Origin of the sequence: Mycobacterium sp. 20KCMC460 (assembly GCF_022179425.1) — a bacterium.
Lineage (GTDB): Bacteria > Actinomycetota > Actinomycetes > Mycobacteriales > Mycobacteriaceae > Mycobacterium > Mycobacterium kiyosense.
This window is the reverse complement of the sequence record NZ_AP025524.1, coordinates 1-24,506: the sequence shown is the minus strand read 5'-3', so window position 1 is coordinate 24,506 and position 24,506 is coordinate 1. Positions and strand designations below refer to the sequence as shown.

The 24,506-nt window shown below is 67.9% G+C and carries 19 protein-coding genes and 1 pseudogene; 2 read left to right on the top strand and 18 right to left on the bottom strand.

The window, feature by feature from the left end; genetic code table 11:
• Positions 1 to 13 precede the first annotated feature (13 nt).
• Genes MKCMC460_RS00100 through MKCMC460_RS00030 form a run of 15 tightly spaced genes read right to left on the bottom strand, consistent with a single transcriptional unit; the run spans position 14 to position 19,041 of the window.
• Entirely contained in the window at positions 14 to 1,729 is a 1,716-nt protein-coding gene (locus MKCMC460_RS00100; RefSeq protein ID WP_236978793.1) for a DUF6519 domain-containing protein, read from the bottom strand.
• Positions 1,730 to 1,739: 10 nt separating this feature from the next.
• Positions 1,740 to 3,875 carry a phage tail protein gene (locus tag MKCMC460_RS00095; RefSeq protein WP_236978791.1) on the bottom strand — a complete coding sequence of 712 codons (2,136 nt, stop codon included), beginning with the start codon at positions 3,873 to 3,875 and terminating at the stop codon, positions 1,740 to 1,742.
• Positions 3,872 to 7,141: a baseplate J/gp47 family protein gene (locus tag MKCMC460_RS00090; protein WP_236978789.1), complete on the bottom strand. Its 3,270-nt coding sequence runs from the start codon at positions 7,139 to 7,141 to the stop codon at positions 3,872 to 3,874. Before MKCMC460_RS00090 ends, MKCMC460_RS00095 begins: the two co-directional genes overlap by 4 nt.
• Positions 7,138 to 9,996 carry a putative baseplate assembly protein gene (locus MKCMC460_RS00085; protein WP_238305149.1) on the bottom strand — a complete coding sequence of 953 codons (2,859 nt, stop codon included), beginning with the start codon at positions 9,994 to 9,996 and terminating at the stop codon, positions 7,138 to 7,140. The genes MKCMC460_RS00090 and MKCMC460_RS00085 overlap by 4 nt, the downstream gene beginning before the upstream one ends.
• Positions 9,993 to 10,364: a GPW/gp25 family protein gene (locus MKCMC460_RS00080; protein WP_238305148.1), complete on the bottom strand. Its 372-nt coding sequence runs from the start codon at positions 10,362 to 10,364 to the stop codon at positions 9,993 to 9,995. Before MKCMC460_RS00080 ends, MKCMC460_RS00085 begins: the two co-directional genes overlap by 4 nt.
• Positions 10,361 to 10,960, bottom strand: coding sequence for a phage baseplate assembly protein V (locus MKCMC460_RS00075; RefSeq protein ID WP_236978783.1), 600 nt, complete (start codon positions 10,958 to 10,960; stop codon positions 10,361 to 10,363). Before MKCMC460_RS00075 ends, MKCMC460_RS00080 begins: the two co-directional genes overlap by 4 nt.
• A 15-nt stretch (positions 10,961 to 10,975) precedes the next feature.
• On the bottom strand, positions 10,976 to 12,292 hold the full coding sequence (locus MKCMC460_RS00070; RefSeq protein ID WP_236978782.1) for a hypothetical protein: 1,317 nt from the start codon (positions 12,290 to 12,292) through the stop codon (positions 10,976 to 10,978).
• Positions 12,282 to 12,587 (bottom strand): hypothetical protein, encoded by a 306-nt coding sequence (locus MKCMC460_RS00065; protein ID WP_236978781.1) that lies wholly within the window; start codon positions 12,585 to 12,587, stop codon positions 12,282 to 12,284. Before MKCMC460_RS00065 ends, MKCMC460_RS00070 begins: the two co-directional genes overlap by 11 nt.
• Positions 12,584 to 13,255, bottom strand: a complete 672-nt coding sequence (locus MKCMC460_RS00060; protein WP_236978779.1) for a hypothetical protein — start codon at positions 13,253 to 13,255, stop codon at positions 12,584 to 12,586. The genes MKCMC460_RS00065 and MKCMC460_RS00060 overlap by 4 nt, the downstream gene beginning before the upstream one ends.
• The gene (locus MKCMC460_RS00055; protein WP_236978778.1) at positions 13,252 to 13,530 is read right to left on the bottom strand and encodes a hypothetical protein; all 279 of its coding nucleotides are present in this window, start codon (positions 13,528 to 13,530) and stop codon (positions 13,252 to 13,254) included. The genes MKCMC460_RS00060 and MKCMC460_RS00055 overlap by 4 nt, the downstream gene beginning before the upstream one ends.
• Positions 13,527 to 15,485 carry an ATP-binding protein gene (locus MKCMC460_RS00050; RefSeq protein ID WP_238305147.1) on the bottom strand — a complete coding sequence of 653 codons (1,959 nt, stop codon included), beginning with the start codon at positions 15,483 to 15,485 and terminating at the stop codon, positions 13,527 to 13,529. Before MKCMC460_RS00050 ends, MKCMC460_RS00055 begins: the two co-directional genes overlap by 4 nt.
• Positions 15,482 to 16,741 carry a DUF4255 domain-containing protein gene (locus MKCMC460_RS00045; RefSeq protein WP_236978773.1) on the bottom strand — a complete coding sequence of 420 codons (1,260 nt, stop codon included), beginning with the start codon at positions 16,739 to 16,741 and terminating at the stop codon, positions 15,482 to 15,484. Before MKCMC460_RS00045 ends, MKCMC460_RS00050 begins: the two co-directional genes overlap by 4 nt.
• Complete coding sequence (locus MKCMC460_RS00040; RefSeq protein WP_236978772.1) at positions 16,738 to 17,706, bottom strand: hypothetical protein; 969 nt, start codon at positions 17,704 to 17,706, stop codon at positions 16,738 to 16,740. Before MKCMC460_RS00040 ends, MKCMC460_RS00045 begins: the two co-directional genes overlap by 4 nt.
• Complete coding sequence (locus tag MKCMC460_RS00035; protein ID WP_236978771.1) at positions 17,700 to 18,425, bottom strand: hypothetical protein; 726 nt, start codon at positions 18,423 to 18,425, stop codon at positions 17,700 to 17,702. Before MKCMC460_RS00035 ends, MKCMC460_RS00040 begins: the two co-directional genes overlap by 7 nt.
• Positions 18,426 to 18,450: 25 nt before the next feature.
• Complete coding sequence (locus tag MKCMC460_RS00030) at positions 18,451 to 19,041, bottom strand: phage tail protein (RefSeq protein ID WP_236978770.1); 591 nt, start codon at positions 19,039 to 19,041, stop codon at positions 18,451 to 18,453.
• 4 nt (positions 19,042 to 19,045) lie between these two features.
• Here MKCMC460_RS00030 and MKCMC460_RS00025 point away from each other — a divergent pair, with 4 nt between their 5' ends.
• Together MKCMC460_RS00025 and MKCMC460_RS00020 are read left to right on the top strand one after the other, a co-directional pair.
• A complete protein-coding gene (locus MKCMC460_RS00025) occupies positions 19,046 to 19,306 on the top strand; it encodes a hypothetical protein (RefSeq protein ID WP_238305146.1) in 261 nt (86 codons plus the stop codon).
• A gap of 84 nt (positions 19,307 to 19,390) precedes the next feature.
• Positions 19,391 to 20,461 carry an IS256 family transposase gene (locus tag MKCMC460_RS00020; protein WP_255735954.1) on the top strand — a complete coding sequence of 357 codons (1,071 nt, stop codon included), beginning with the start codon at positions 19,391 to 19,393 and terminating at the stop codon, positions 20,459 to 20,461.
• On the opposite strand, the gene dszC is transcribed toward MKCMC460_RS00020, so the two are convergent.
• The 3 genes and pseudogenes from dszC to MKCMC460_RS00005 all read right to left on the bottom strand — a co-directional run bounded on the left by dszC (position 20,456) and on the right by MKCMC460_RS00005 (position 24,138).
• Positions 20,456 to 21,703: a dibenzothiophene monooxygenase gene (gene dszC / locus MKCMC460_RS00015; protein WP_015388811.1), complete on the bottom strand. Its 1,248-nt coding sequence runs from the start codon at positions 21,701 to 21,703 to the stop codon at positions 20,456 to 20,458. The genes MKCMC460_RS00020 and dszC overlap by 6 nt on opposite strands.
• Positions 21,700 to 22,782 carry a 2'-hydroxybiphenyl-2-sulfinate desulfinase gene (locus MKCMC460_RS00010; protein ID WP_305071298.1) on the bottom strand — a complete coding sequence of 361 codons (1,083 nt, stop codon included), beginning with the start codon at positions 22,780 to 22,782 and terminating at the stop codon, positions 21,700 to 21,702. The genes dszC and MKCMC460_RS00010 overlap by 4 nt, the downstream gene beginning before the upstream one ends.
• A pseudogene (locus MKCMC460_RS00005) lies at positions 22,779 to 24,138 on the bottom strand (LLM class flavin-dependent oxidoreductase). The gene MKCMC460_RS00010 and the pseudogene MKCMC460_RS00005 overlap by 4 nt, the downstream one beginning before the upstream one ends.
• Between the last annotated feature and the right edge of the window lie 368 nt (positions 24,139 to 24,506).

Below are 24,506 nucleotides of genomic sequence, written 5' to 3'. Positions count from 1 at the left end.
GCCGTCCGTCAACTTAAGCCGCCTCCACCCGGAACTGCAGCTCGGGGGAGCCGACCTGGATCAGGTCGCCGGGCGACAGCGGCACCGGCACTCTCGGCGCGAGCTCGTGGCCGTTGACCTCGGTGCCGTTGGTGGAGCCGAGGTCCATGACGGACAGGATCCCGTCGGCGATATTGAAGGCAACGTGGTGGCGTGAAATGTCGGGATGGTCAATGTGGATTCCTGCGTCGGCCGCCCGGCCGATGGTTGTCCCGTCCAAGATCGGGTGGATAGTGCCCGGGTCGAGCGTCGAGACGGACCGCAATGAGAATCGAATGGTCACAGCCTGGACGGCGGTGGTCGCTATCTCGTCGGCCTGTCGCTGCCGCGGCATCGGGGATACGGCTGTTTCCGAACCCGTTTCGGGTTCGCGGACCCGATATCCGAACAGCACTCGAAGTTCGACCGGTTTACCCGGCGGCTGCGGGAGCAAGGCCAGCGGCGCCAAATACCGGGTGGGTCCTTCGGGGGGCAACGCCAGGGGAGCGGGCGAACTGTCCCGTGACTGCGGCCAGAGGACGCCGCCGGTGGCCGTTCGCGCGGGGATCGTCCAGTAATCCCCCCGCTCGTACTGGGCTTCGGGCGCCTCGAACGTGATCTGCACCCCGTCTTCGAGGTCGAACCATTCGTGCTGGGCCAGCCGCACCGGAATCCCGTGGCCCGGCGCCTCGGTGTCGGGTTGCTGGTCCCAGCGGCGAAGGATCGGGTGCAGTGTGGAGTTGACCGCACGATTCTTTTCGGTGTCGTACAGCATGACCTGTCGTGTTGCCAGGCTGACGCCCTGTACCTGCATCAATGCGGGCGCCGTGCCTACCGGCGCCCAGTGGTCGTCGACCAGTTCCACCCAGTCCCCGACCGCCAGACCCTGCCGTGCGTCGTACCAGACACGTTGCAGGATGGCGGTGCGTACGTCGCCGTCGGGTTCGCTCAGCTCCTCGATGCCGAACTCGACGCTGCCGTTGTCCCGCGACCACTTGAAGGTCGCCTCCTCGGCGTCACCGCCACGGTGCACCTCGACGCGGTAGAGCTGATTCTCGACGCCGCGGTAACCCCAAGGTGTCGCGGCGGTGGCTGGCCCCGGCCGGGTCTCACCGCCTGCGTGGGCTCGAGCGCCCAGCCTCGGCTTGTGGGTCGGGTTGGCATTGAACTCGTGGAAGGCGCGGATGATCTGGTCTGGCTTGAGTTCCGTAAGGTCGGTGTCGCCGACCGGCAGTTTGCGCCGGGCCAGCGGCCGCCACTTCACCTGGCTGCGTCGCGTCGTGTCCGGCACGCTGGCACTGAGCGCGGGGTCGATGAGCTCGGGTACTTGCAGCGCGCTGACCGACTGTTCCCAGACCACCAGAAAGATGACGGCGGGCGGTTCGTGCTCGCCGATCGGCAGCTCCTCTTCGGCGTATTGGTAGGGCGCCGGAGCCTGACAGCGCAGACCGTAAACGTAGTAATGCCCGCGTCCGAGCCGCACGGCCCGGAGCGTGCCGTCCTCGATAACCGGCTCGACCGAGAAGCCGGCCCGGTGCGCGGGGCCACCGAAGGGGCCGATCAGGTCGGTGGTCAGGTCGCGCAGGTAGTCCAGCAGGATCGCGTTCTGCTCGTTGAGTTCCGCGTCGAGCAGCAGCCGGCCCTGCTGGGCCAACACGCTGGAGAACGGGTCCGCGAAACCGACTGGCAGCCTTGAGAAATCGCCGTACATGAGTCTTCCTTCAGGTCGCAAAGCGGAGGTCGATGTCGACTCCGACGGGAGTGAACTGTTCTAACTGGCACCGCAGGTCGGCAACTCGCTGCCGCTGCCACAGGTCGTGGTACGCCCCGAGCTCGCCTTCGTCGTGAGCGCCGTGCGTGAGCTCCTGAGCCGCGCTCTCGGCGAGCCGCGCGTAGGCGGCCTGGCCGAACTGGACGGCATCGAAGCGCGGCACCAGGCGCTCGACGATGCGGGCCGCCCGCCGCAGGCGCTGATGGACTGCCAACCCGGAGAGCTTCGCGCGGGCGAGCGCCGTGTCGGGTTGGCAATTCATGCGCTTGGGGGTGCGGGAGCCCGGCGCGATGTAGCAGCTGGACACCTTCCCGCTCTGGCGCCGCTCGCAGTCCAGGGCGCCGGTGATAATCGAGTCCTCGACGAGCCCGACGCTGTGCACGTCGGCGCCTCCCAGGACGGTCACCCGGGAGAGCGACAGGCGCACCCAGGCCGGCCGATCGTCGGCCCCCAGCACGGCGCACCTGTGCCGGCCCGACGCGTCGAGCACCGAATCGCAAACGCTCAGTGGTAGCGGGTCGAACCCGGTCTCGGGGCTTTCGACGCGGATCTTGCCGACGACAGACGACGAGATCGACAGCGGGCACGGCGCGCCGTGCACGATCAGGCTGGGCAGCTCGCGCTGGTCGGGCGCTTCCACGTCGGCCAGGCTGCCCGCCGGTACCAGCGTGCAGTGGCGCAGAGCCACGCTATCGAAGCTGCCGTAGAGGTCGAGCGAATGACGCGCCACCCACACACCGTCGAGCGAGAAGTGCGGCAGATCGGCGGCGCCGGGATCGTCGATGCCCCGCACCCGGAACCGGTCGGCGCGGCCACCGCCGGCCTCGACGGGGATGATCACGGGGCGGCGTCCCTGCGCGGCCCGGATCTGCAATCGCTCGCCGGCGGCGAGCCTGATGTCGAGGTGCTCGCGGTATACGCCGTCGTCGTTGATTTCGATTACCGCGTAGGGCTTTTTCCCGCTCTTGTTGGCCGCATGCCAGGCCCGCAACGCGTTCTCGATGCTGGCGTGGTGCCCAGGGCCGACCTGATAGTCCGCGGTCGCTGCGAGCGGGCGCTGGTAGCTGCCACCGCCGATCGCTCCGATGCCGAGGTGCGCGTACGTCACCGAGATCGCCTCGTCCGGTGGGCGCCGGGCCGGGAACGCGATTCGGCCCAGGAGCGGGTCGATGGTGACGTGGCCGTCCGGTGTTCGCTCGTGCCAGCGGCTCAGGTCGGCGACGAGGATCTGTGAGCGGGGTACGGCCTGGCCGCCGCGATACAGGCAGATGCTGCGCGCGGGTCCGTAGTAGTCGTCCAGGCGCAGCTCGAGGGCGCGCCGGGTGATGGTCGTGGCCACGTCGAACTCCGTAGCAGGTGGGCAGTGGGGGGCGCTGACCGGAACCACGGCGAGCGGAAGAGCTCTCCCGAGCTGGTCGAACGTGAAGCGGTGTTCCTCGCCGTCGTTCGCGGCCGGGGCCTGGCTCACCCGGTCGGGAACCAGTCGCCACAACCACACCGCCACACCCGACGGATCGACGGTGCCGGGTGTCCGGTGCGACGACAGGCGGCGCAGGTCGGCGATCGGCGCCGCGTCCGAGGCCGGCGTCCCCAACACCTCAAGAGCCTGCGAATCACCCAAGTCGACCAGCCGCCGCCGCCCGACGCCGGGCATCCGTACCGACTGGGTGGCCAGCGCGACTTGGCGCAGCTCGACCGCCAGCGCGGGCCAGCCGGTCGCCTGCCTCGCCAAGTCCTGCAACACCGAGTAGGAGCCCTTACGTCTGCGGTCGGTGAGTGCGTCAGCGACCTGGGCGCGGCGCCAGACGGCGTCGGCGCCGGCGTCTGAAGCGCTCGTCGGCAAGCTCGGCCCGAGTGACAGCGCGACCAATTGTGCGAAATAGGGCAGCAACTCGGGCTGACAGGTCTCGACGAACCAGTTGTCGTAGAGCTGCCCGATGTCGGCGTCGAATTGGTCGACCTGTCCGGCGATCGCGGTCAGCAGGGCCAGTAGCGGCGTGTCCTGTTGTTGCGCGTCGCGCATCCGATAGATCGCGGGCAGCAGGTTGTACAGCGACACGGGTGTGCTCTGTCGGTCGGTGCTCACGATGTCTGCTCGTTCAGGGTCACGATGCCGGGAACCGCATCGGAGATGTAAGCGACCGCGGCCGGCGTCGGCGCGCCGGGGGTGGTTGGTAGTCCCCACTGAGCCGCGACGGCGGCAAGCGTGGCCACCGCCGGCACCGGCTGGGTGAGCAGCGTCGGCAGCTTCCTGGACAGGTCCGTTGCAGAGGCCGTCGCGGGCACCAGTGCCAGCCCGGTGATCGTGATCGACAGCACGCCCGGGGCGGTGTGCGCCGCGGCTAGTAGATCGCTGACCGCGACGTCCTGGCCAAGGTTCTGTCGAGCGTAGCCGAACCTCGTCTGCAGGCCTCCCTGCACCGCGGTCACGGTGTCCTCCCAATTGGCGGCTGGATCGTCGACCACGTTGGCACTCAGGGCTATCAGGTATACATCGGCCGGCAGCACCCGCACCGGCACCATCGGGTCGCCGGCCGCGGCGAGGACGGCGGCGACACCAGCACACAGCCCCCCTTGCGGGCTCAGTGCTGTCGGATCGGTCCCGGCGATCGTGACCACCACCCCGGCTGGGGTCAGGGCGGCGCTGGCTTTGCCGACGCCGGCAACCGACCCGGCCAGCGCGGCGTAGTCACCGACGGTCACAACACGCCCGAGCGAGCTCAGGCCCGACGGCGCCGCGGCCCGCACGGAGTCTTGGTCGTCGCCGCCGGTGCCACCCACGGCCGGCAACGGGTTGGTGACGCCCTTCAGGCTTGCCGGGCGGCTGAGCAGCTGCGTTATCTGGCCGGAAGGCACATTGCCCTGACTGCCGTCACCGGTCCGGTAGGTGGCGTTGACGTTTCCGGTGCCGGGCGGAAGCGGCGACGGGAACACGACCGTGGTTTGCCCCGACGCATTGGTTCTCGCCACGAAAGCCTGCGCCGACGTGTTGTCGTCGACGCGGTTGACCTGGGCGTAGCCCACCCCGTCCACGGTCACGGACAGGGTGGAGCGGTAGCCGGATACCGACGACGCGGGGTCGGCGAGCAGCGGCCCGGCTGACAGCGTGAAGCTCTGCGGCACCTGCGCGGGTTGGCCGCTACCCAGCACTTGTTTGATCGTCGCGCCCTGGTGGGCGCAGACTACATTGCCGTAGACCTGCACGGTGGCGCGCTGATAGCTAAAGGCCAGCGGCTGCGCCAGGTTCAGGGTGCTGTAGGGCGCGCCGCCGGCGTCGGCGGTCATCGACACCGACGCGACCGTCGCGATCTCGCCGCCCGGAACCGACGCGCCCGGCACATCGGTGCGGGTGCCGGTCACGGCGATCAGGCGGCCCGGATCCATGCCGGCGACCAGGCCGCCGAGGTCGATCGAAACACCGGCCACGTCGTCGGTCACCGGCGCCGGCTGTAGCGGCAGCACGGTCGGCTGTGCGTAAACGGTCACCGGCCGCAGTGCGGATTGAAGTACGGCTCCGCTGTCGAGCCAGGCCCTGTCCAGCTTCAGTTGCGTGACCTTGCCGGTGATCCCGAAGCCACTCACGGACACCGTGTCAGCCGACTGGACCTGCGCGATCGTGGCGACCGAGATGTCGGTCTCCGCTTGGTGGATCAGCACCGAGCTGCCCGCGGTGATTCCCGGGTAGTTCCCGTCAAGCAGCAGCAGCGTCGGGTCGGCCGGCGGCAGCGGCGTCGCGATGGAGAGAGCGATCGAGTGCGGCGCGTCGGTGGGGGTCGACCAGGCGATCGTCACTTGCGCGTTCCCGACCTGCCCGTTGAACACGGTGTTCACGGCGGGATCCCAGATCAACGAGCCTTGGTTCGGGCCGCCGGTGAATGCCAGGGTGACCGCGCCGGTGGTGGGATTGAGACCGAGGTTCACGGTCAGCGCGGGCGTCGGCGGGGGTGTGGGTGTCGAAGCCGGGTCGGCCGTCGTGTAGCCGGCGTAGGCCAGTGCAATCGTGCGGTCCGGGTTTGTCGAGAGCGTGACTGCGCCGAAAGAGGCCGGCGTTGGGGTGGCGGGCGACGGTGGGAAGGCGCGCGGGTTGACGGTGATCGTGGCCTGGCTGGTGAACGTCCCGGCACTGCATTGCACGTCCAGGACTGGATATTCGGTTGTCCGATCCTGTTCGATGCGTCCGAGTATGCGTTGCAGTAGGCCGGCCCGGGCGGGATCCAACCTGATGCCCAGCGCCTCCAACGCGGCCTGGTGCAAAAGCAGAAAGTCCGCCGCGGTGACACTGAACTGCAGGTCGAAGGTATCGCCGAGCGGCCAGTCGCGGCTGCCGGACGGCTGGCCGCCGGCATTGAAGATGGGCTGCGGAGGGGCGGCGCCGCCGAACGGGGCCGCCGCGACCGCCATGACCGATGCGCCCGTCACCGGCGCTGATCCAATGGTGGTGGAGCCGAGCGCGGCATACAGCGTTGGGGCGATGGACGGCTGCAGGGCCGCCAGCAGCCGCGGCACGCTGTCGGAGCCGGTGCTGAACGCGGGTGTTCGAGCGCCGTTGCCCGATGTCTGGGGCTGCGGGTACGACGAGCTGGGTGCTCGTACCGGCTTGCTGAGGCCGTCAGTGAGCAGAGCGTCTATCGCGGCCGTCGTGTTGGCAGGCGGCTGAACCTCCTGCGAAGAACCCGCCGCAACACTGTCGGCCCGATCCTTCGGCGGCGGGATCGCCGATTGCTGCAGCGTCACATTGGTGACCTTGGCCGTGTAGTCAACCGTGGCGGACTGGACGGCGACCGGGTACTGGCCGGTGCCGGCCTGCAGCAAGAGCACGCTGTTGGGGCCCAGCTTCGCGGTGGTGCTGTCAACCACCAGCGAGGTGTCGGTGGGTTGAACCGGTTGGCCGGTTTTGACCGTCAGCAGGTTCCAACTGGGCCGTGCGGTCAGCTTGGTGGCGGATTCGAAGGTCTGCGGTTGCTGACCCGGACCGGGCACCGATTGGAACAGCAGACCGGGGCTGAACTGGACCGCGCCGTCGGCCGCATCAGGGGCCAGCGTGTAGGCCATGTGCACCTGCGCGGCCAGGCTCGGTACCGGTTGGTAACCGACGAGGTTGGCCATGGCCAGGATCGAACCCGACTGGACAGCGGAAGACAGGTACCCCTCATCGGCGATCCGGTCCGAATAGAAGCCGAGCACGTCGCCGACGGTTGCCCAGGCGTCCAGCAGTGCGATGGTGGGGTCGTCCGGGACGCGGGTCTGGAGACCCAACGCCGGTGTGTCGCTGGACGTCAACGCGACGATCAGCTGCTCGAACAGCGCGGCGCGGCGGGCCGAGTTGTGCGGAGGGACAAAGGCGCCGGTCATCGTCCGCCCTCCAGCGAAACCAGCGCGTAGCCGTGCTCCGGTCGGGTGGGATCGTTGTCCAGGCGCGCGATCTGCAGCGCCCCGAGTTGCAGCGGCGAAGCCGGCGTCGCGGATCCGCTCGCGGCCGGCTGGTCCAGGAACCCGAACCGGGTGAGCGTCACCGAGTCGACGCCGGCGACGGCGCCGACGGCGGCCAGTATCGGGCTGGAGTACACGGGCGCGGCGAAGCCCATCTTCGCCGGGTTGAACAACGCCGGCGTACCGTCGTGCAGCCAGCCGCCGGAGAGCAGCCGCGCGAGGTGGTGAGCAACGTCGCGTCGGATCGCACCGCGGCCGAGGCCGACCTCGAGTTCCACGGCCACTGGCCGATAGTGCGGCGCCAGCACTCGTACCTGCTGGCCGATCCGGCGCACCGCCGCAAGCGACCTGCGCACCTCGGCGAGCAGCTCGTCGGAAGGGTCCTCGCCCAAGTCGGGCTGGACGGCCACATCGACCACGACCGTCGAACCGGTGAAGCGTAATTCGGCTGCGCCACGCCGGACCCCGGGCAGCGCGGCGGCCAGCGCCGCGTAATCGTCCGCGGTGAGGGCCCGCTGCTGCCCGACGGCGAAGCAACCGGGGATCGCCAGCTTTGCGGCTGCGACGTTCTCGGCCTCGATTCCGCCGACGACTGCAAGAGGGTTGCGGATCACCGATATGCCGCTCAATGCGGGCGGTTTGACGGAGCCGGCCTGCTCGCCGGGCACCCAGACCAACGCGTTGATCGCCTCGGTCTCGACGTTGCCCGCCGCGCCGTTGCCCACCCAATACGCCCCGGATAGCGACCCGGCCGCAGCCGGCGGGTTGTTGATCCGCAGCTGGGCGATTCCCTCGTCGTTCACTTCGGCGACAAAGACTCGATCCGTCGGTGCGGCGCCGATCAGGTCCAGTACCGGGCGCCAGCTGTTGCCCGCGCCATCGGTGAGTTGGAGTATCGGCAGCGCTGCGCGCGGGTCCTGCGAAATCGCCGTCGCGGCGGGTCCCCAGGAGCCGGGTTGCCCCGGCGCGAGCGCTGCCGTCAGCTCCGTCCCCCAATCCTGCTGGAGCTCGTCGATCAGCACCGCGTCGAGTGGGCCGGTGCCCGCCGCGACCCGGGCCAGATAGTCCAGCCTCCGGCGGCGGCCCGCCAGCAGGCGGTCGGCGCGTGCGAGTAACTCGGTGAGCGCGTCGGCGTCGAGCTCGGCCCGGATGTCTTTGCGGAGTCCGCGGCGGGTGGCGCCGAGCCCGAGCCGCTCCAGCGCGTCGTCACCAACCTGCAGGGCCAGCATCTCCAGGTGTTCGGTGGATAGCGGGGTGCCGTGGTCGGCCTGGGTGCGCCAATGCGCGATTTGCTCGCGCCAACGGTGGTAGATGGAATGCAGCCGGCGGGCTTGGTGGCGGCCGACGGTCCGCGGGTCGGGGAATGGTGTCGCGTAGCTCAGCCCTGGCCGGGAAAGTGCCGGCGCGGACGGATCGAGTGGATCCGCGGCAGCCACTCCGTTGGCCACCAACACCACGTTGCCCGAAGCCTGGCCGCAGAGGTGGCCCGCTGCCGTCACGGCAAGGTCGAAGCGGAGCGCATCCTCGGCGGCCCACTGCACTTCCAGCAATGGCTGATCGAACAGCGGGTCGGTCAATAGCTGCGTTCCGGTGAGGCGGACCGCTTGGCGCAGGGCGGGATCTGCGGGCCCCACCCCGCCGGTGTCTGGGTCTTTGGTCTGTTCGAGGACCAGCACGTCGCCCGCATGCAGTTGCAAGGTCCGCTGCGGTGGGCGTTTGGTGACCTTTGGCGCGGCGCGGGAATCCTGCCCGTCCACCAGTACGGCGCTGGTCGCGCCCGCGGCCAGGTGACTGTCGTCCTCGCCCCAGCTCCAAAAGTCGATCGTGTTGTGGGCGGGTAGCAGCTCGGCGACTGCCGGCGGCCCTTGCGCACCTGGCTGGACGGACACCGGGCTGTATTGGGGGAAGGACGCCAGAACGTCCGGGGGCAGCGTGTCCGCATTCAGCACCGGCGGGCCGTCGTCGCTGAGGACCCCCGCCGCGGCGAAACGAATATCGGTCAGCGGCAAGGAGACCGGCGTACTCACGCGGATACACACCCAGCCCCTGGCGCTGCAACCCTCGTGCAGGCGGTAGCCGACGAAGCGGCCGTGTCGGCGCACCGAGATCCGGTTGCGGGCGGTTTGCAGGTAGGCCTCGGTGGCCACGGCGTCCTGGTAGTAACTCAGGTCGTCGCCGATGTAAGCGAGCAGCTCGACCAGGGTGATCCAGATATCGGGCTCGTGCTGCTCGCTCCACTCGGGCAGGGTGACCGCGAGTCTGTCGAGCATGAGCTGTCGCAGCCCCGCGTAGTCGCGGTAGAGGTAGGACACCGCGTTGTCGGAGAAGGGCCCGCCGCCCGGCCCCCGGTGGACCGGCGGCCGCGGTTCGTCGACGTCGAAGACGAACCGCACCTGTGCGTAGCGCGGGTCGATGCCGTGATGTGTTCTTGAGCCCGGCGCCCCGTCCGGCCCGCGTTCGACGACCCGGAGCAGGTAAGGGCCTGCCGTGCCGGCGTGGTCGAGTTCGACGATCAGGCGGTCTTCGAGGTCGCCCCCGGCCTCCTCGGCGCGGCGCACCTCGACCGCCCGCACCGGCCGGGCGCCCCGGGGGGCCTCGATCCTGATGTTGCCCGCTTGCAGCCCCCTCGGCGCGTGCTCGAAGAAGTACACGAGCAGCCGACGGCCGCCGTCGTGGACTTCCACCCCGTCCAGGCCGTTGGCGTGGCGTTCATGCAGCGTGCGCCGCCGCGCGTCACCGCTGACCACCAGGTCGCCCCACCGCATTTCGGTGCTCATGGCCCCCCCGGGACGGCCAGCGTCAGGTTGGTCGCAGCGCCGGTGGCCAGCACGACGTAGCCGATGTTCACGCTCAGCACGCCATCCTGGCTGCTCACGCCAAGCGAAGTCACCGACAGCACGTCTTGCAGCCAGAGGTTGATCGCCGCCGCGATTGTCACGTTCAGTGCGGCGGCGATTTCCGGGGAGTTCGGGGAGAACACCTGATCGAGCAGTCCGCAGCCGAACGTGGGCTGGTTGACGCGTTCTCCCGGGCGGGTGAGCAGGAGCAGCAAGAGCATTTGCTCGACGTGGTCGCCGTAGCTCGCTGTGGCCGTTCGGCCACGGCCATCCAGACCGTAGGGGAAGGCGACGTTGACTGTGCTCATTCGACCGAGAACGTCCCGGTGGCGGTGATCACGTTGAAGCTGGCGGTGGTGATCGTCACCTCGGGTGCGGTGATGTCGATGCTGCCCGGCGTCAGTGCGATGGCCACCGCGCCCTTGCCGGCGATGATGTTGACGCAGCCGGGGGTATCGCCGCCGCCGAGGATCGGCTCGTCGGCGATCGATATTCCGGCGGTGGCGCTCTCGATGCTGATCGCGGTGACTTCGGGGTAGGCGTTGTATTCCTCGGCCATGGTGGGGATTTCGCCGTCACCCCAGTAACAGCCGACCCAGATCGGCTTGTCCGCGTCGCCGCGTTCGAACTCGATCCACACGTTGGCGCCGATGCGCGGCCGCAGGTAGGTGCCCATCAGCACGTCGGTGATCGGAACGCACGGCATGGCCCAGTTGGCCGTGACGATTCCGGGCACGCGGACCAGCAGGCGCCCGGACGGTGGGACGTCGACGTTGTCCAGCACGGTGCCGCGGTATTTGCCCCAATACCGCTTGGCCACCGGCGGTTCGGGGTCCTGCTCCCGCGCCGTGTCCGGATCGATGGTGGTGTGGTGGACGGCGCCAGAAACACTGTTGTCGGGCATGGGCTCTCCGATCGATCAGCCGGCCGGTGAGGCCGGCAGGGACGACGCGGTGCTAGCACCGGTGTTCACGGGAACGGCCGGCCCGGCGGGCGCCGGAACCGGCAGGGCCGGGCCTGGGCTAGGCAACGCGGGCGTGGCCGTTGCCGCCGAACTGGAAAATGCCGGGAGTTGTTGGCCGAGGCCATAACTCGCCGGATCAGCGGAATTCCCGCCGACCAGCCGGTTGCGCTGCATGGTGAAGTTCTGCTTGTAGGAGCCCGGCTTGATCGTGTGAGTGACGGTGGAGACGAAATACTCTCCGTCGAAGGTGATTCCGGCCCCCTGCACCTGAACCACCGTCCGTGCCGGCAGGATCGACCCGTACCGCAACACGTCGAGGGTCCCTTGCCCAGTGACCACGTTGGCCGAGTCGGCCGTCTTCGCCAGTGCGATGGCTGCCGCCTGAATCGGGTTGTAGCCCGATAGCCCGCTGAGCGGTGTCACCTTTAGCGGGAGCGGATCCTTCTGCCCGAGTGGAGGGCTGAGCGGCGTCACATCCGGGACCGGAATCGGCAGGGGGACCGGGACGTCGGGGAGTTGAACCCACACGAAGAAACGCGTCTTCTTGAAGCCGTCGAACGAGAACTGCAGGGATTCGACGTTGCTGCGTCCGTCCCAGTCGATCGCCAGTGGCGGCGGCGTGGCCAGGAACGGTATCGCCATCTGCAATTTGGGTCCCCAGTAGGCCATGCTCATCCCGGGCGCCGGACCCGGCTGCAGATAGAACGTGTAGCCCACCTGCTCTGCCAGCGTGTTGATGTACTGCAGATCCGTTCCGCTTTGCTGGGGGACGGTCTCGTTGGGCAGCGGAACGTTGATCAGCACGCTGGGCAGGACAAGCGGAACGATTCCGTAGACGGGCAGGTACTTGGCCAAGATGAGCGCGACTCGCGCCTCGGCCGGCATCGCCGGGTAGGCGATCATCGAACTGAAGTCGATCACGTCCATCATCCGGGTCAGGTCCTCGCCCTTGAGTGAGAGCACCGATTTGCCCGCTTCGTCGCTGGGCACCACGTCCTGCTGGGTGATGACGCCGTCCATCAGAACGGTCGTCGACCCCGACAGGGTCGCCGCGATGACAATGCGGGTGGGCGGGTCGAAATAGCCGGTCGGCAGCAGCTGGGTGGTGATCGGCGAGAGCTTGCTGGTGGCGAACTTGAGATCGAAACCGCTGGGAGTGGACCCGCCGGCGCCGACGGACACGCTGACGTCGGTAAGCGCCTCCATCACCGCGCGGGGCGCGGGATCCAGTCCCATGCCCACCATGAGACTCAGCGTCAGCTCACTGGGCACCTGAGGCTCCTTGCGCGCCGCCCCGCGGCGGTATCGCCAGGAGCCGGCCCGGGGTTGCGAGCAAGGTGGGGCGAGTGGCGAGGTTGGCGTCGCCGAGGAGCCACGACAGGGTCGCGTCCCCGAGCGCGGAGTTCGCGATCGTATCGATCCGTTCGCCGGGGCGGACCCGGTGCTCGCCGCCTGCCGGCAGGGATCCCAGCGCGGGCAGCAGCCGCCGCAGTAGGTAAGGGACTTCAGAGCCGTCGGGCGCGGTCCACACCGCCTGCCCAACATTCGCGTAACGGCTGACGCTCATGGCAGGTGTTCCAATCCGAGGGGGCGAACGTCGGAGCTGGTCACCATCGCGGCCAGCTGTTCCACCGCCTGCCGGTAGGCGATATAGAGGTTTCCGCCGACGTGCTGCAGCGGAAGATCGCTGCTGGTCAGGACCTTGCATTCGATGCTGGCCTTGACCCGGATGGGCCTCAGCTTGGTGTCGAAGGCTTCTTCGGTGAACGACAGGTTGCTCACCAACACGGGCACGACTCGTTTGACTCCCCAGACGAGCAGCACCAGCGGCGCCTCCATCGGCGAGACCTCGAGCGTGCCGCTGTCGAACAGGGCGTCGGTCGCCAGGAGTTCGGCGACGCTGGGTGTCACCAGCCGCTCGAGCACCGCCAGCGCCGGCAGCAACCCGTAGGTGACGACCGGCTGGTTTGCGCTGTCAGCCGGATTCTCCAGCTGGTCGGTCGCATCGATCTCGGCGTCGAATTTGATGGTCTCGTGCGGGGGACCGATGAATCGGAGCACCTCGAGTCGATCTCCGGGCTCGCCGCCGATCGCCCGTGGCTGAAGCGTCCGGGTGAGCGTGTCCGGGTTGTATTGGAAGACGACCACGTCGAGCAGGGTCCGCGCGTTCGGGTCGATTCGCACCAGGCCGCCGCGCAGCGTCTTGGGTGTCCCCGGGAAGCCGGTAGTGGTCATCGGCGTCCCCTGCGAATGTCCGAACGCGTCACTGCCGCCGGCGGTCGCACCGCGCTGACGGCCCGGTGAACGCTGCCGGCGACCTGACGTGCGATCTCGATGACGGTCGAGTCCCGCCCGCGATCCGCGGCGCCCTGATCCGCCGGGCCAACTACTGGCCGGTCGGCCAGCCTGCGCAATTCGCGCGCGATCGCCGGCCCGAGGGCGTCGCGCTGCCGATGGGACAATTCGACCCCGTCCAGCACCAGGTGATCGATCCGGACATCGGTCCTCATGCCGGTGCTCCCTCGATCCTGAAATCGGCGTCGTTGACATGCCTTTCGAGTTTGCGGAACTCGATCCGGGCCATCTCGAGCACCAGTTCCATGCCGACCCTCGTCCCCTGTCCTGCCGCGCAGAACGCTGCGTTGATCGCGATGTTGCGGATCATTCCGCCGCTGGCGGCGAGCCTGGCGAGGCGCTCGAGGTCCAACTCGTCGACCGGTGCCTGGGCGGGAAACGCCTGCGCCCACAAGCGGGCCCGCTCGGTCGGTGAGGGAAAGGGGAAGTCGACGATGAATCGCAGCCGCCGCAGAAACGCGTCGTCGAGGGCGTGGCGCAGGTTGGTCGCCAGGATCGCGATCCCGCGGTAGTCCTCCATCCGCGCCAGCAGGTAGCTGACCTCGATATTGGCGTAGCGGTCGTGGCTGTCCTTGACCTCGCTGCGCTTGCCGAACAACGCGTCTGCTTCGTCGAACATCAGCAGCGACCCGCCTTCTTCTGCGGCGTCGAAGACGCGCCGCAGGTTTTGCTCGGTTTCGCCGATGTACTTGCTCACCACTCCCGCGAGGTCGACGCGATACATGTCGAGTTCGAGCTCGTGGGCGATCACCTCGGCAGCCAGGGTCTTACCGGTGCCCGAGCCGCCGGCGAACAGCGCTGTCACGGCGCTTCCGCGAGTGATCCGTTCGCCGAAGCCCCAGGAGCTCAACACCGTTGCCCGGCCCCGCACCTGGTCGGCGATGTGTCGCAGCAGGGCGAGTTCGGCGTCGGGGAGCACGAGGTCATCCCACCCCGCCGACGGTTCGACGCGACGCGCCAGTGTGTCCAATCGCGGCCGGGTTTGCGCGCGGCAGGCCGACCAGAGGCCCGCCGCACCCCTCCCATTTTGGCCGCACTGGCGCACAACGTCGGTGATGGCCAGCTGACTCAGGTCGAACTCGGCGGCCAGCCGCTGCGGCGTTTCGGTGTCGTCGGGCAGCAGTTCCTGCCACAACGCCTGCTGTTCGGCCGGGGTTGGTCGGGGCGTGTCGATTACGCGCAGGCGGCGTGATCGCAGCGGCCGGGGTTCGCGGGTGCCGAGCAAGACGTGGCTGCGCACCCGTTCGAACAGCGCGTCGATTCCAATCGAGCTTTCGCGGGAGACCTCCGCCGTGTCGGCATACATCAGCACCGGCAGCAGGAGTGTCTCGCGTTCCCACAGCCGGATCAGGTCGGACAGTTCCTGCGGGTGCGTCGGCACCCGTTCGGCCGTGATCTCATACAGATCGCGGCCCAGGCGCTGCGCCGCCGTGCCGGCCAGGTATCGGCGCACCGAAGCGTCCACTCCGACCAACTGGACGGCAGGCGGCTGCTCGTCGCCCTCCTCGGTCAGCGCCACGATGATGTCTGCGACCGCCCGCTCGTGCGTCGGCGGCAGGGACGGCGTCAGCTCCATCGGCACCGGGGAGACGATCGCCGCGAGCCGTTCGTCCATCACGTTCAGCCCCTTGATGAAGCTGACGATGCGCTCGTCGATGCGGAACCGGGTGGCGGTTAATGCATCGGCGCGGGGTTCGTCGAATTCGATGAGCCGCCAATACCGCAGCGGCCGTTGCGGCGACACGACATCCCAGGTGGCGCCGGGCAGCATTGTCAGTGCCAACGCCATCGTCGGGTAGGTGGTGTGCGGATTTCCGCTCGCGTCGGCACAGCGCGCGGGGGTGTTCGGGTCCAGTTCCATGGCGGCGGCGAGTATCAGGACGAGGCGTTCGAATCGGGATAACCCGAGCCGATCTCCCAGCAGCTCGAGCGCCGGCGGAGGCTCCGCCTCGCTGCCGATTTCCCACCACGGTGACGCCTCGGCATCCGAGGCAGCGCCGCTGAGCTGGTCCCGGGTCCACGCCAGTCCCGCGGTCAGATAGGCATTGTTCGTCGTTTCCCAGTCGGCCGGTTCGTTCGTTGTTTCGCGAGCTCCGGTCGCCGCGGTCATGTCAGCACCAGCTGTTGGTTGGGATCGAATTGCATGGGCGCCGGCTGGTTGCCGTTCGCGGCTGCCGCGGGAGCGGTCAGGGGGATGCTGTCCACCGAGTCGACCCGCAAGCGGAGCAGGTAGGTGCCGGCCGAGAAGCCCTGCAGGTTGAACGTGAGCTGTTCGGTGGCCGTCTGGATCGGCGCCGGCGTCACCAGTTGACTACCTACGATCAGGGCGACGCTCTGATGCGGCTGCACAGCGGGAACGCAGCTCACGGTCAAGCTTCCGGTACCGGCTTTGGTCAGCTTGAGCTGTGGTTCTGTGGCACTGACCAGCTTGGGTGCCAACGCGACGGGTGCGGCGTTGCTGGCAACCGTCACCGGTCCGGCGCCGGGGGACAGTGTCTGGTCCATCAGGGCGTCGAAGGTTGCCATGACCGTCGCCATCCCAGCCGGCAGGGTCGGCGGATCGGGGAGCTGAACTGTTACCGCAGCCGGGGTGACGCTCAGCGGCGTCAAAGCGACCGGTTGATCGACCAGCGGATGGCTCAGTTCTATCGCGGTGACCGCGTCGAGGTAACTGCCGGTCAGAGTCAGCACGTCGCCGGGCTGGGCCGCCGGCTGGCCGTTCGGGGGCACCGCGAGTTGAAGCTGGGGAAAGGGGGAGCCGGCGGCTACCGGGCCGGTGTCTTGCCGTCCCCGCGTGAGCACGGGCGGTGCTGCGACGGGCGAGCGGGTGCTGTCGATGAGGACGACGGCGGCGTCGTAGCTGACGGAGAGCCGGTAGCCCGTCCCGAATGTCACCCACATGCGCGAGATCTCGTCCTGGGGCCGGGGATCGGGGGTGATCCGGATTCGCTCGACCTGGTTCTCCAGACCCGATCCGGGAGCTGGCAGCGCGCTGGCGATCTGCGATCGTGACAGCAGCGGCCAGTCGTTCAGCACGCCCATCGCGATGCCCAGCAGCCGGTGGGCCAGTATCTCGTCGTCGTTTTCGCCGTAGGCGGTGATCAGATAGGAAAGCACCAGCGGCAGCGGCGGCTGCCCCACTTCACCGGGTCGGATGCCGGGCGGGTCCTGGTTTCGCCATGCGGCGTCGATCGAAGTCCGGTAGAGAAACAGGTTGACCTGATTGACCGCTGCGCCCTGACGCGCCCGGTCAGGCGGCCGGGCGGTCACCTTTCCGCTGCTCACCGCTTCGTCTGCCGAAACCGCCGACTGGAGCATGTTCGTCAGGGTCGCCGTGACTGCCGCGATCGCGGCATGGTTGCTCATCGCGCGCGACCTCTCGCCCTGGTTCTCGAAGCGAGGTAGTCGTCGAGGGTGGGCGGACGGCGTCGCGGCCCGGCTGGTTGGCGAGGCGTCGGTGCGGCGTCGGCGGCCGGGGCCCGGACCTCGATCCGGCCGATCGTCACCGAAACGTCGGTGTGGGCGGGGTGGTGACCGGACGGCGGCACTGCCGGTGGCGGCGCCGGCAACGATGCGTGCACCGGTCGCTGGTGCTGCGGCGGTTCGGTGGTCGCCAGGTCGACGCGGAGATCGCCTTGCCACCTGGCGAGCGCGGGGACGTTGTCGGACGGCCCCTCTGGCCCTGTTTCGGTCGGCGCCGCTTCCGGTGGTCCGGGGTACGGCTGGGGTGTCGGCGCGGGACGGTGGGCCTCGGCGGGCCGGGACTGCCGCGGCGGTTCGATAGGCGGTGGCGATCCGTTGGACGGCGCGGGTTCGGTAACCTGCGCAGGCTTGGCATCTGGTGGCGCGGCCGCGTTGGCGTGCGGCGGCGCCGTGGCGGGCGGACGCACCGCTGCGACGGGCGCCCTGACCGGTTGGTTCGCGACCGCGACGGGTTCGGCCGCGCTGGCACCCGGCGCGGCGGCGGGCCGGCGCGGTGGCGGTTCCAGGGTTTTCGCGGAGGGTGCCACCAGGTGATGGTTCGGATCGGGTTCGTGGGCCGGGGGTCGGACAAGCGCTGAACCCTCAACGGCCGGGTTCGTGGGGGCAACCATGGGTTCGGCGACCGGTTCGGCTGCCGCCGGATCACTTTCGGCGGGGGACCACTGTTCCGGCTCGAACTCGGTCTCCGGAGTGACCGGCTCGATGTCCGGTGCCGGCGGCCCGAGCAGAGCGTGGCCGTTCGACGCAGGCCCGTCGATGGGCAGCGCGGGCGGCGGTTCGAACCGCGACCGCGGCCGGGGTCGCAAGCCCGTCGTCGGGCGCAGCCGCGAGATGTAGGGCATCACCATCCCAGCGCCTCCAGGTACCACCGTCGGCGCCACCCGCTCATAGCCAAGATCTCGGTCTCCGACCAGCCGTAGGCCTGGGCCAGCCGATGCACCTCGGAGAGCATTCGTCCAACCCATTCCGTGAGGTCGTTCCAGAGCACGCTGCGGATGTCGAGCTCGTCGAGCCATTGGTTACCGCACGTGCAGGACACCCGAAGGGCGATGCAGGCGCCGGGGTCACTGTCGGCCAACGCCTCGACGACGGTAGCCACGGTTGCGTCCGGCAGTTGATGTGCGGCGACCGGGTCGCCCGCGGGCGAGGCCGCCTCGAGCAGGCACCGGTCCAGCAGGTCGCGGGGCGTCGCCCGGCCGTGGAGAAGATCGAGCGCGCGTAGGTCGGCATTCCTGGGAATCCGGCAGCGCAGCGTGTACCCGTCCGCGTGCACCGTCGTCGACGTGGCGGAATGCTTGCCGGTCGGCTGCAGCTCGCCGAGCGGCAGGTTCAATTCGACCTCGGTCTGGCAGGCCGGACAGGTCGTGACGGCATCCAGGGTCTCTCCGAAAACCGTCCGGCGCAGCTCGAAGAGCCTGGCGTCGCATTGACCGACCGTCAGCTCATCGACCGGCACGCTCGCGGGCAGCGCGTCGAGAGTTCTCAGCAGCGATGGCGCCCGGTCCAACGGCGCAACGGCGGCCCCCACTTCCCATGCTTGGAGCAGGCGTGCGGCACTCGTCTCCATCGCGTTCCCCCGTCAGCTCGCTTCATCAACCGGCGAACGAAGGCTCTCTCGGCTCGACCACGGCCGGGTCTCGATCCCAGCCCTCGTTCTCGAGCTTGAGGTGCTGTATCGCTACGGCGTTGGCGTTCGCATCGAGATCCGGCAGCGCCTGGTACTCCGACACCCAGCAGCGGTACACGTGGTAGGAGATCACCTTCTGGCCGGCCTCGTTGAACACGTCGATGATCAGGTCTTTGCGGAAGTCCGCGAGCGACACCTCCTGGTTGGCGTCTAGTGCCTGTGCGTTTTGGTAGTCCCACACCTTGTTGGCCCACAGTTCGAAGGCCGGATCGTGAGTCACCCCGCGCTCGAGCGTGATCGCCTCGTATTCGGTTCGGCCGGGCGATTTGTGGGTCGTGCTCGGGTCGGCGCCCACGCGGTGCTTGACCACTTCGGTGGTCCGCTTCAGCGAGCTGACCTTCGAGATCCCTGCGACGTAGGCGCCGTCCCACTTGACCCGGAACTTGAAGTTCTTGTAGGGATCGACCCGCTGGGCAGGTTGTGTCCCTCCAGCGGTGTAAAAGGGTTCGGACGTAGGTTCCCTCGAAGACCAGCAAGTCTGAAGGAAGGAACCCACGTCCGTGTCGAAGAGGATATCGCCTGCGCAGCGGTTGCAGGCAGAAATTGATGAGGTGTTCGCCGGCGGCGAGGACCTGGCGGGTGCGATCGAGCAGGTCGCGGTGCTCGGCGCCCGGTTGCTGTTGCAGGCCGCGATCGAGGCCGAGGTGACCGCGTTTTCGGGCCGGGACCGCTATGAGCGGGCCGCAGGCAGTGCGGGCGCCCGCGCCGGGATGCGCAACGGGTACTGCCCGACCACGGTGAAAACCACCGCCGGCCGGTGACGCTGGAGCGGCCGAAGGTGCGCGGCACCGCCGAGCGCTTCGCCTCCCAGTTGTTCGGTAAGGGGGTGACCGAAGACCAACGCGCTGGAGTCGCTGGTGATCGCCGGGTTCGTGCGCGGACTGTCGACACGCGATGTGCAGGCCACCTTGACCGAGGCGCTCGGCGAGACCGCCGCGGTGTCGAAATCGACGGTGTCGCGCATCTGCGAAGACATCCGCGACCAGTTCGAGGCCTGGAGCGCTCGCCGGCTCGACGACATCGAGCTGGATTACCTGTTCCTCGACGGCAGCCACTTCAAATACCACGCCAACGCGTCGGCCGACCCGGTGCTGGCCGCGTGGGGTATCGACACCGACGGCAACCCGGTGTTCGTCGGGCTGGAGGCCGCTTCAAGCGAGTCCGGTGACGCGTGGGAGGGGTTTTTGACCGGGCTCGGTGAGCGTGGGTTGGCGTGTCCGCTGCTGGTGGTCAGCGACGGTGCGGCCGGGTTGATCGGCGCGGTCGAGCGCACCATGGGCGCGGCGCTGCGGCAGCGGTGTCTGGTGCATCGCGCCAGAAACGTGTTGGCCAAGGTGCCCAAGAACGCCCAAGCGGAGGTCAAGGCCGACTACTGGTCGATCTTCGAGGTGCCCGACACGATCGAGCCCGGCCCCGACGCGGTCGGGTATGTGCAGAAGCGGCTCGACGTGTTCGAAAGGCGTTGGCGCGACTCCTATCCGGCAGCGGTGCGGTGTCTGCTCAGCGACCGTGACTCGCTGACGGCCTACCTGCGGTTCCCGCGTGAGCACTGGACCCGGGTGCGGCACTCCAATTTCATCGAGCGGACGTTCGGTGAGACCCGCCGCCGGGTCAAGGTCATCGGTCGGCTGCCCGGCGAGGTTTCCTGTCTGAAGCTGGTGTGGGCGGTGCTCGATCGCGCCTCGGCCGGGTGGCGAGGGTTCACCATGACACCGGCCGGGCTGCGGCTGCTGGCCAACCTGCGCAGGTCGCTGCATGACCCACTTTCCGAACTCCCGCAACGGAATTCGGAGTTCACGCCGAAACCGGCGTGGCGCCAACCGATTCAGCTGCCACCGCATAGAATCGATTGTCACAGGCCGACTATTCGTTTCAGGTGGGGAGCGAGCCTTCTCCCCACCCGAACGTGGCTATGACGTGAAGCCGGGCACCGGGTAGCGGCCGTTGAGTATGTAGTTGCCGACTTCGGCGATCTTGTAGGAGACCGGGTCGTGCAGGGTATGGGTGCGGATGTTTCTCCAGAATCGGTCGAATCCGTACCGGGGGTGTGTGCCGCGGGCTCCGATGACCTCGAAGATGCGGCTGGTGATGTCGAGGGCGACCTGTGAGGTCAACGCCTTAACGCCGGACACGCGGACCATGAGCTCACCGCGATCCTCGGCGGTCAGTTGTCGGCCTTTGTCCCAGACGGTTTGCAACAGTCGCGCGGCGTCTCGCGCGGCGGCGTCCGCGCCTTGGTAGGCAATGCCCATTTCGCCGTAGGCGCGCACGACGTAGGGATCCTCGACCGCCTGGGTGACACCGGCTGGTGTCCACGGGCGGGCTTGGGTTCGGGTGTAGTCGCGCGCGGCGTCGAGCGCCCCCTGCGCGATCCCAAGGTAGACGTTGGCGAAGCTCAGCTGGACCAGTGGCCCGAACAGGCTGGCGGGCTGGAACTGGAAGAAGTCATTGATGATGGCGTTGGGGCCCCCGAGAACCTCGTCAGCGCGCACCTCCACGTCGTGAAACTCCACGGTGCCACTGTCGGTGCGACGCATGCCCAGGGCGTCCCAGTCGTCGTTGACTGTGACGCCGGCTCGGTCGGTCGGGATCACCGCGGTGATGATCGATCCCTGCTGCGCTGACGCGTCTTGAACTACTCCAAAGACGAGCAGCAGGTCTGAATCCGTGGCGCCGCTGGTGAAGTGCTTGGTGCCTTCAAATCGGTAGCTTCCGTCTTCGTGGGGTGTGGCACGGACCTTCCAGTCCAGCACGTGGCTGTTGTTCTCGCTGGATGCGTTGCCGGCCCACCAGTTGTGTTGCGCCACCTGGCGGTAGACGTGCTCCGTCTGTTCGCTCGACCCCAAGAGCTCGATGAACGCGATGCACACGGTGTGGTACCCGAACAGATGACCCAAGGAGCCGTCTACTTTGGCGATCTCGCGGATCACCTCGAAGATGGTGGGCCAGTCAGCACCCCATCCCCCGAACCGTTGCGGAACTGCCAGCGACAGTAGGCCGCTGGCGCGCAGGTCCTCGCGTTCGGTGGTGGCCGATCCGCCGGCACGGTCGCGCTCGATGAGGCCGTCCTGCCATGTCCGGGCCAGATCACGCGCTACGGCAACGGGGTCGGCGAGGTCGGCTGGCCGGGGCTTCGCGGTGTTGGTCGTCAGTGTCATGATCCGTTTCCTGGTGTCGATCGGTTCAGGCTTGCGGCTAAGAACTCCGGTGCGGCCCATTGCTCAAGATCGACCGGGTGATCGATCAGGTCGTTGTCGAGGAGGAACCGCTGTGTCTGGTCCAGCAGGTTGATGGCGGATTCGTCCAGGCGTGGCACTAGGTGCTCAGCGAAGTCGGGGCCGAATCCTCGGTCGATCGCCGCGGGCGCCACGCCGAGGTTGGCGGCATGGATTGTCACCACCTCGTCGTGGTGGTGACGGGACCACTGGCCAGCGCGCACCGCGGCGTCGACGAGCCGCTGCACCAGATCGGGGTGGGTCTCGACCAGCTGCGCGCTGACCGTCCAGACGCTGGCGTATAGGTTGCGTTGGTCGCCGCTGAGGTCGGCCAGTACACGAGCGCCGTAGAGATCTTCCAGTTCGGCAGCCCACGGCAACCAGCTGAACAGCGCGTCGACTGTGCCAGCGTCTAGGACGCCGGCTTGGTGGTGGGCCACCGCGGGGAACAGATCGGCGCCCTTGACGCTGGTGGCGGCGCTCAACCGGTCCGCGGGCAGATCCACGCCGGGAGTCTCGATGGCGACCAGGTCGACATCGCCCAGTTTCACACCGCCGCGCTCCAGCGTGGACAGCAGGCCCCGAGCCTCCCAGGTGCCCAGGGCGATCAATGTCTGCCGCCACGGGTCGAGCTGGCGATAGTCACCCAGCTCGCGGCGCAAGATGCGAATCGCCGCCGCCGAGACCCCGACCCGGCGGCCCGCCAACTCGGCGGGCGACCGCACCGGACTGTCCGCGCACACGTAAAAGCCCTGAGGCCCGGCGAAGCGGGTGACGCCCAGCAGGCGGGTACGCCCCGGTGCCCGCAGCCCCTCGCTGACTAACGGCGGATCTCCCCACCGAACCTGGTGTAGGCGGGATGGTCGTAGGTGAAGTGTAAAGCGCCCTGGGCGCCGCTCAACACCTTCCAGGGCGATACCCTCCTGCGCCAACAAACCCGCTTCCAAGGCGGTCAGCAGCGCATTGGGAACCGGGCAGTTACTGTAGGCCAGGACATCACGCTCGACCGGAGTCGTGGTCATTGCACGCTCCTACCGGTGGGGCGGCTCAACCCGAGATGCTCGCGCAAGGTAGTTCCCTCGTACTCGGTGCGGAACACTCCGCGCTCCTGCAGCAACGGCACCACCTGATCAACGAACTCGTCGTAGACGCCGGGCAGATAGGCCGCAGAGATGATGAACCCGTCTGCGGCACCAGCCTCGAAATGGCTGACGAGTTGCTCGGCGATGTGCTCGGCTGTTCCCGCCCACTGCGGCACGAACCCGACGTTGGTCCCGTATCGCCGTCCCAGTTCCCCGAGCGACAAGTCGCTGCCGCCAGCGGTCGCGGAAAACATCTGCAACATGGTCGGCACATGCCGGTCACCAAGGTCGGCCACGATATCGGCGTACTTGGTGTCCAACGGATACGCCGAGAGATCAATCCCGCTATGACTCGACAGGGTCGACAGACCGACCTCAGGATGCACCAGCGAGTTGATGTATTCCAGCCGGTCTCGGGCGATGGCCGCAGTCTCTCCGAGGACCGGCATGATCGCCGTGAAAACCTTCGTCTGGTCCGGATCGCGGCCAGCGGCGGCCACATTCGCCTTGAGGTCCTGATAGGTCGCACGCATGATGTCCAGATTCGGCGAGATACTAAACACCGCTTCGGCCCACCGCCCGGCGAAGCGCCGACCGCGCGGTGACAATCCCGCCTGCAGGATAACCGGCTCGCCCTGCGGTGACCTGGGGACCTGCAACGGGCCGCGAACCGACAACCATTTGCCCTGGTGCCCAACGTATTGGACCTTTTTCGGGTCGGCAAACCGCCCGCCCGCCTTGTCCAACAGCAGAGCATCGTCGCCCCAGGAGTTCCACAGCTTCTTCACGACCTCAAGGAACTCGTCGGCACGGTCGTAGCGGATATCGTGTTCTAGGTGCTTGTCGACCCCGAAATTGCGCGCCTCCGAGTCGTTAAGCGACGTCACCACATTCCAGGACACCCGGCCATCCGACAGATGGTCCAGCGTCGCGAAGATCCGCGCGACGTGGTAGGGCGGGTAGTACGTCGTGGAAACCGTCGCGCCCAAACCCAATCTGTCGGTCGCCGCGGCCATTGTTGCAACAACAGCTGGTCGGTTCCAGGGCGATCGCGCCTTGACCGCCCAGGCCGACGCCGGTCTGAAGATCCCGACCGTAACTGTCTTCGATCGCCAAACCGTCCGGCAAAAACAACAAATCGAACTTCCCGCGTTCCAACGTCCGAGCGATCCGCTTGTAATACTCACCGCTGAGAAAGCCATTCGTAGCGCCCACGTGACGCCACGCACCGTGGGCGTGGGTCACGTTGCCAGCCGAGAAAAACCCAGCGAGGTGCAGTTGACGGCCTTGGGGCACGGTCGTGGTCAAAGATGTCCTCCCGTTCGAGGAGTGGGCGGTCCGATCGAGTATCTATTCACGAGCCATCAGCAGCACAGGGTTAAAACCTCGATGATTCCGGTGATTCCTTTCCATCGCGCCGGGGTGATCGGATGCACGGTCTGTCGGACACAACGGTCGACTTGCCACCGACGGGACTTCCAACTGCTGCAACGGATTCGACCGGCAATCCGAAACCGGCGTCAGTGAGCATTGAGGCGATCTGAAGTAAGACCAAGACATGCTCGCCGTGGCGGCATCCAATTCGTCAGCGATCGCATAAAATCACCAACGCAAAACAGGGAGCCTACGTGACGCCCCTTTTACACCGCTCCTGGGACATCACC

What these genes read in the sequence shown, in the direction of transcription:
- MKCMC460_RS00035 (WP_236978771.1), bottom strand. Translation starts at nt 18,425, where the DNA reads ATGGAGACGAGTGCCGCACGCCTGCTCCAAGCATGGGAAGTGGGGGCC.
- MKCMC460_RS00050 (WP_238305147.1), bottom strand. Translation starts at nt 15,485, where the DNA reads ATGACCGCGGCGACCGGAGCTCGCGAAACAACGAACGAACCGGCCGAC.
- MKCMC460_RS00045 (WP_236978773.1), bottom strand. Translation starts at nt 16,741, where the DNA reads ATGAGCAACCATGCCGCGATCGCGGCAGTCACGGCGACCCTGACGAAC.
- MKCMC460_RS00065 (WP_236978781.1), bottom strand. Translation starts at nt 12,587, where the DNA reads ATGAGCGTCAGCCGTTACGCGAATGTTGGGCAGGCGGTGTGGACCGCG.
- MKCMC460_RS00060 (WP_236978779.1), bottom strand. Translation starts at nt 13,255, where the DNA reads ATGACCACTACCGGCTTCCCGGGGACACCCAAGACGCTGCGCGGCGGC.
- MKCMC460_RS00100 (WP_236978793.1), bottom strand. Translation starts at nt 1,729, where the DNA reads ATGTACGGCGATTTCTCAAGGCTGCCAGTCGGTTTCGCGGACCCGTTC.
- MKCMC460_RS00010 (WP_305071298.1), bottom strand. Translation starts at nt 22,782, where the DNA reads ATGACCACGACTCCGGTCGAGCGTGATGTCCTGGCCTACAGTAACTGC.
- MKCMC460_RS00080 (WP_238305148.1), bottom strand. Translation starts at nt 10,364, where the DNA reads ATGAGCACAGTCAACGTCGCCTTCCCCTACGGTCTGGATGGCCGTGGC.
- MKCMC460_RS00040 (WP_236978772.1), bottom strand. Translation starts at nt 17,706, where the DNA reads ATGGTGATGCCCTACATCTCGCGGCTGCGCCCGACGACGGGCTTGCGA.
- MKCMC460_RS00085 (WP_238305149.1), bottom strand. Translation starts at nt 9,996, where the DNA reads ATGAGCACCGAAATGCGGTGGGGCGACCTGGTGGTCAGCGGTGACGCG.
- MKCMC460_RS00090 (WP_236978789.1), bottom strand. Translation starts at nt 7,141, where the DNA reads ATGACCGGCGCCTTTGTCCCTCCGCACAACTCGGCCCGCCGCGCCGCG.
- MKCMC460_RS00055 (WP_236978778.1), bottom strand. Translation starts at nt 13,530, where the DNA reads ATGAGGACCGATGTCCGGATCGATCACCTGGTGCTGGACGGGGTCGAA.
- MKCMC460_RS00075 (WP_236978783.1), bottom strand. Translation starts at nt 10,960, where the DNA reads ATGCCCGACAACAGTGTTTCTGGCGCCGTCCACCACACCACCATCGAT.
- dszC (WP_015388811.1), bottom strand. Translation starts at nt 21,703, where the DNA reads ATGACACTGACGACCAACACCGCGAAGCCCCGGCCAGCCGACCTCGCC.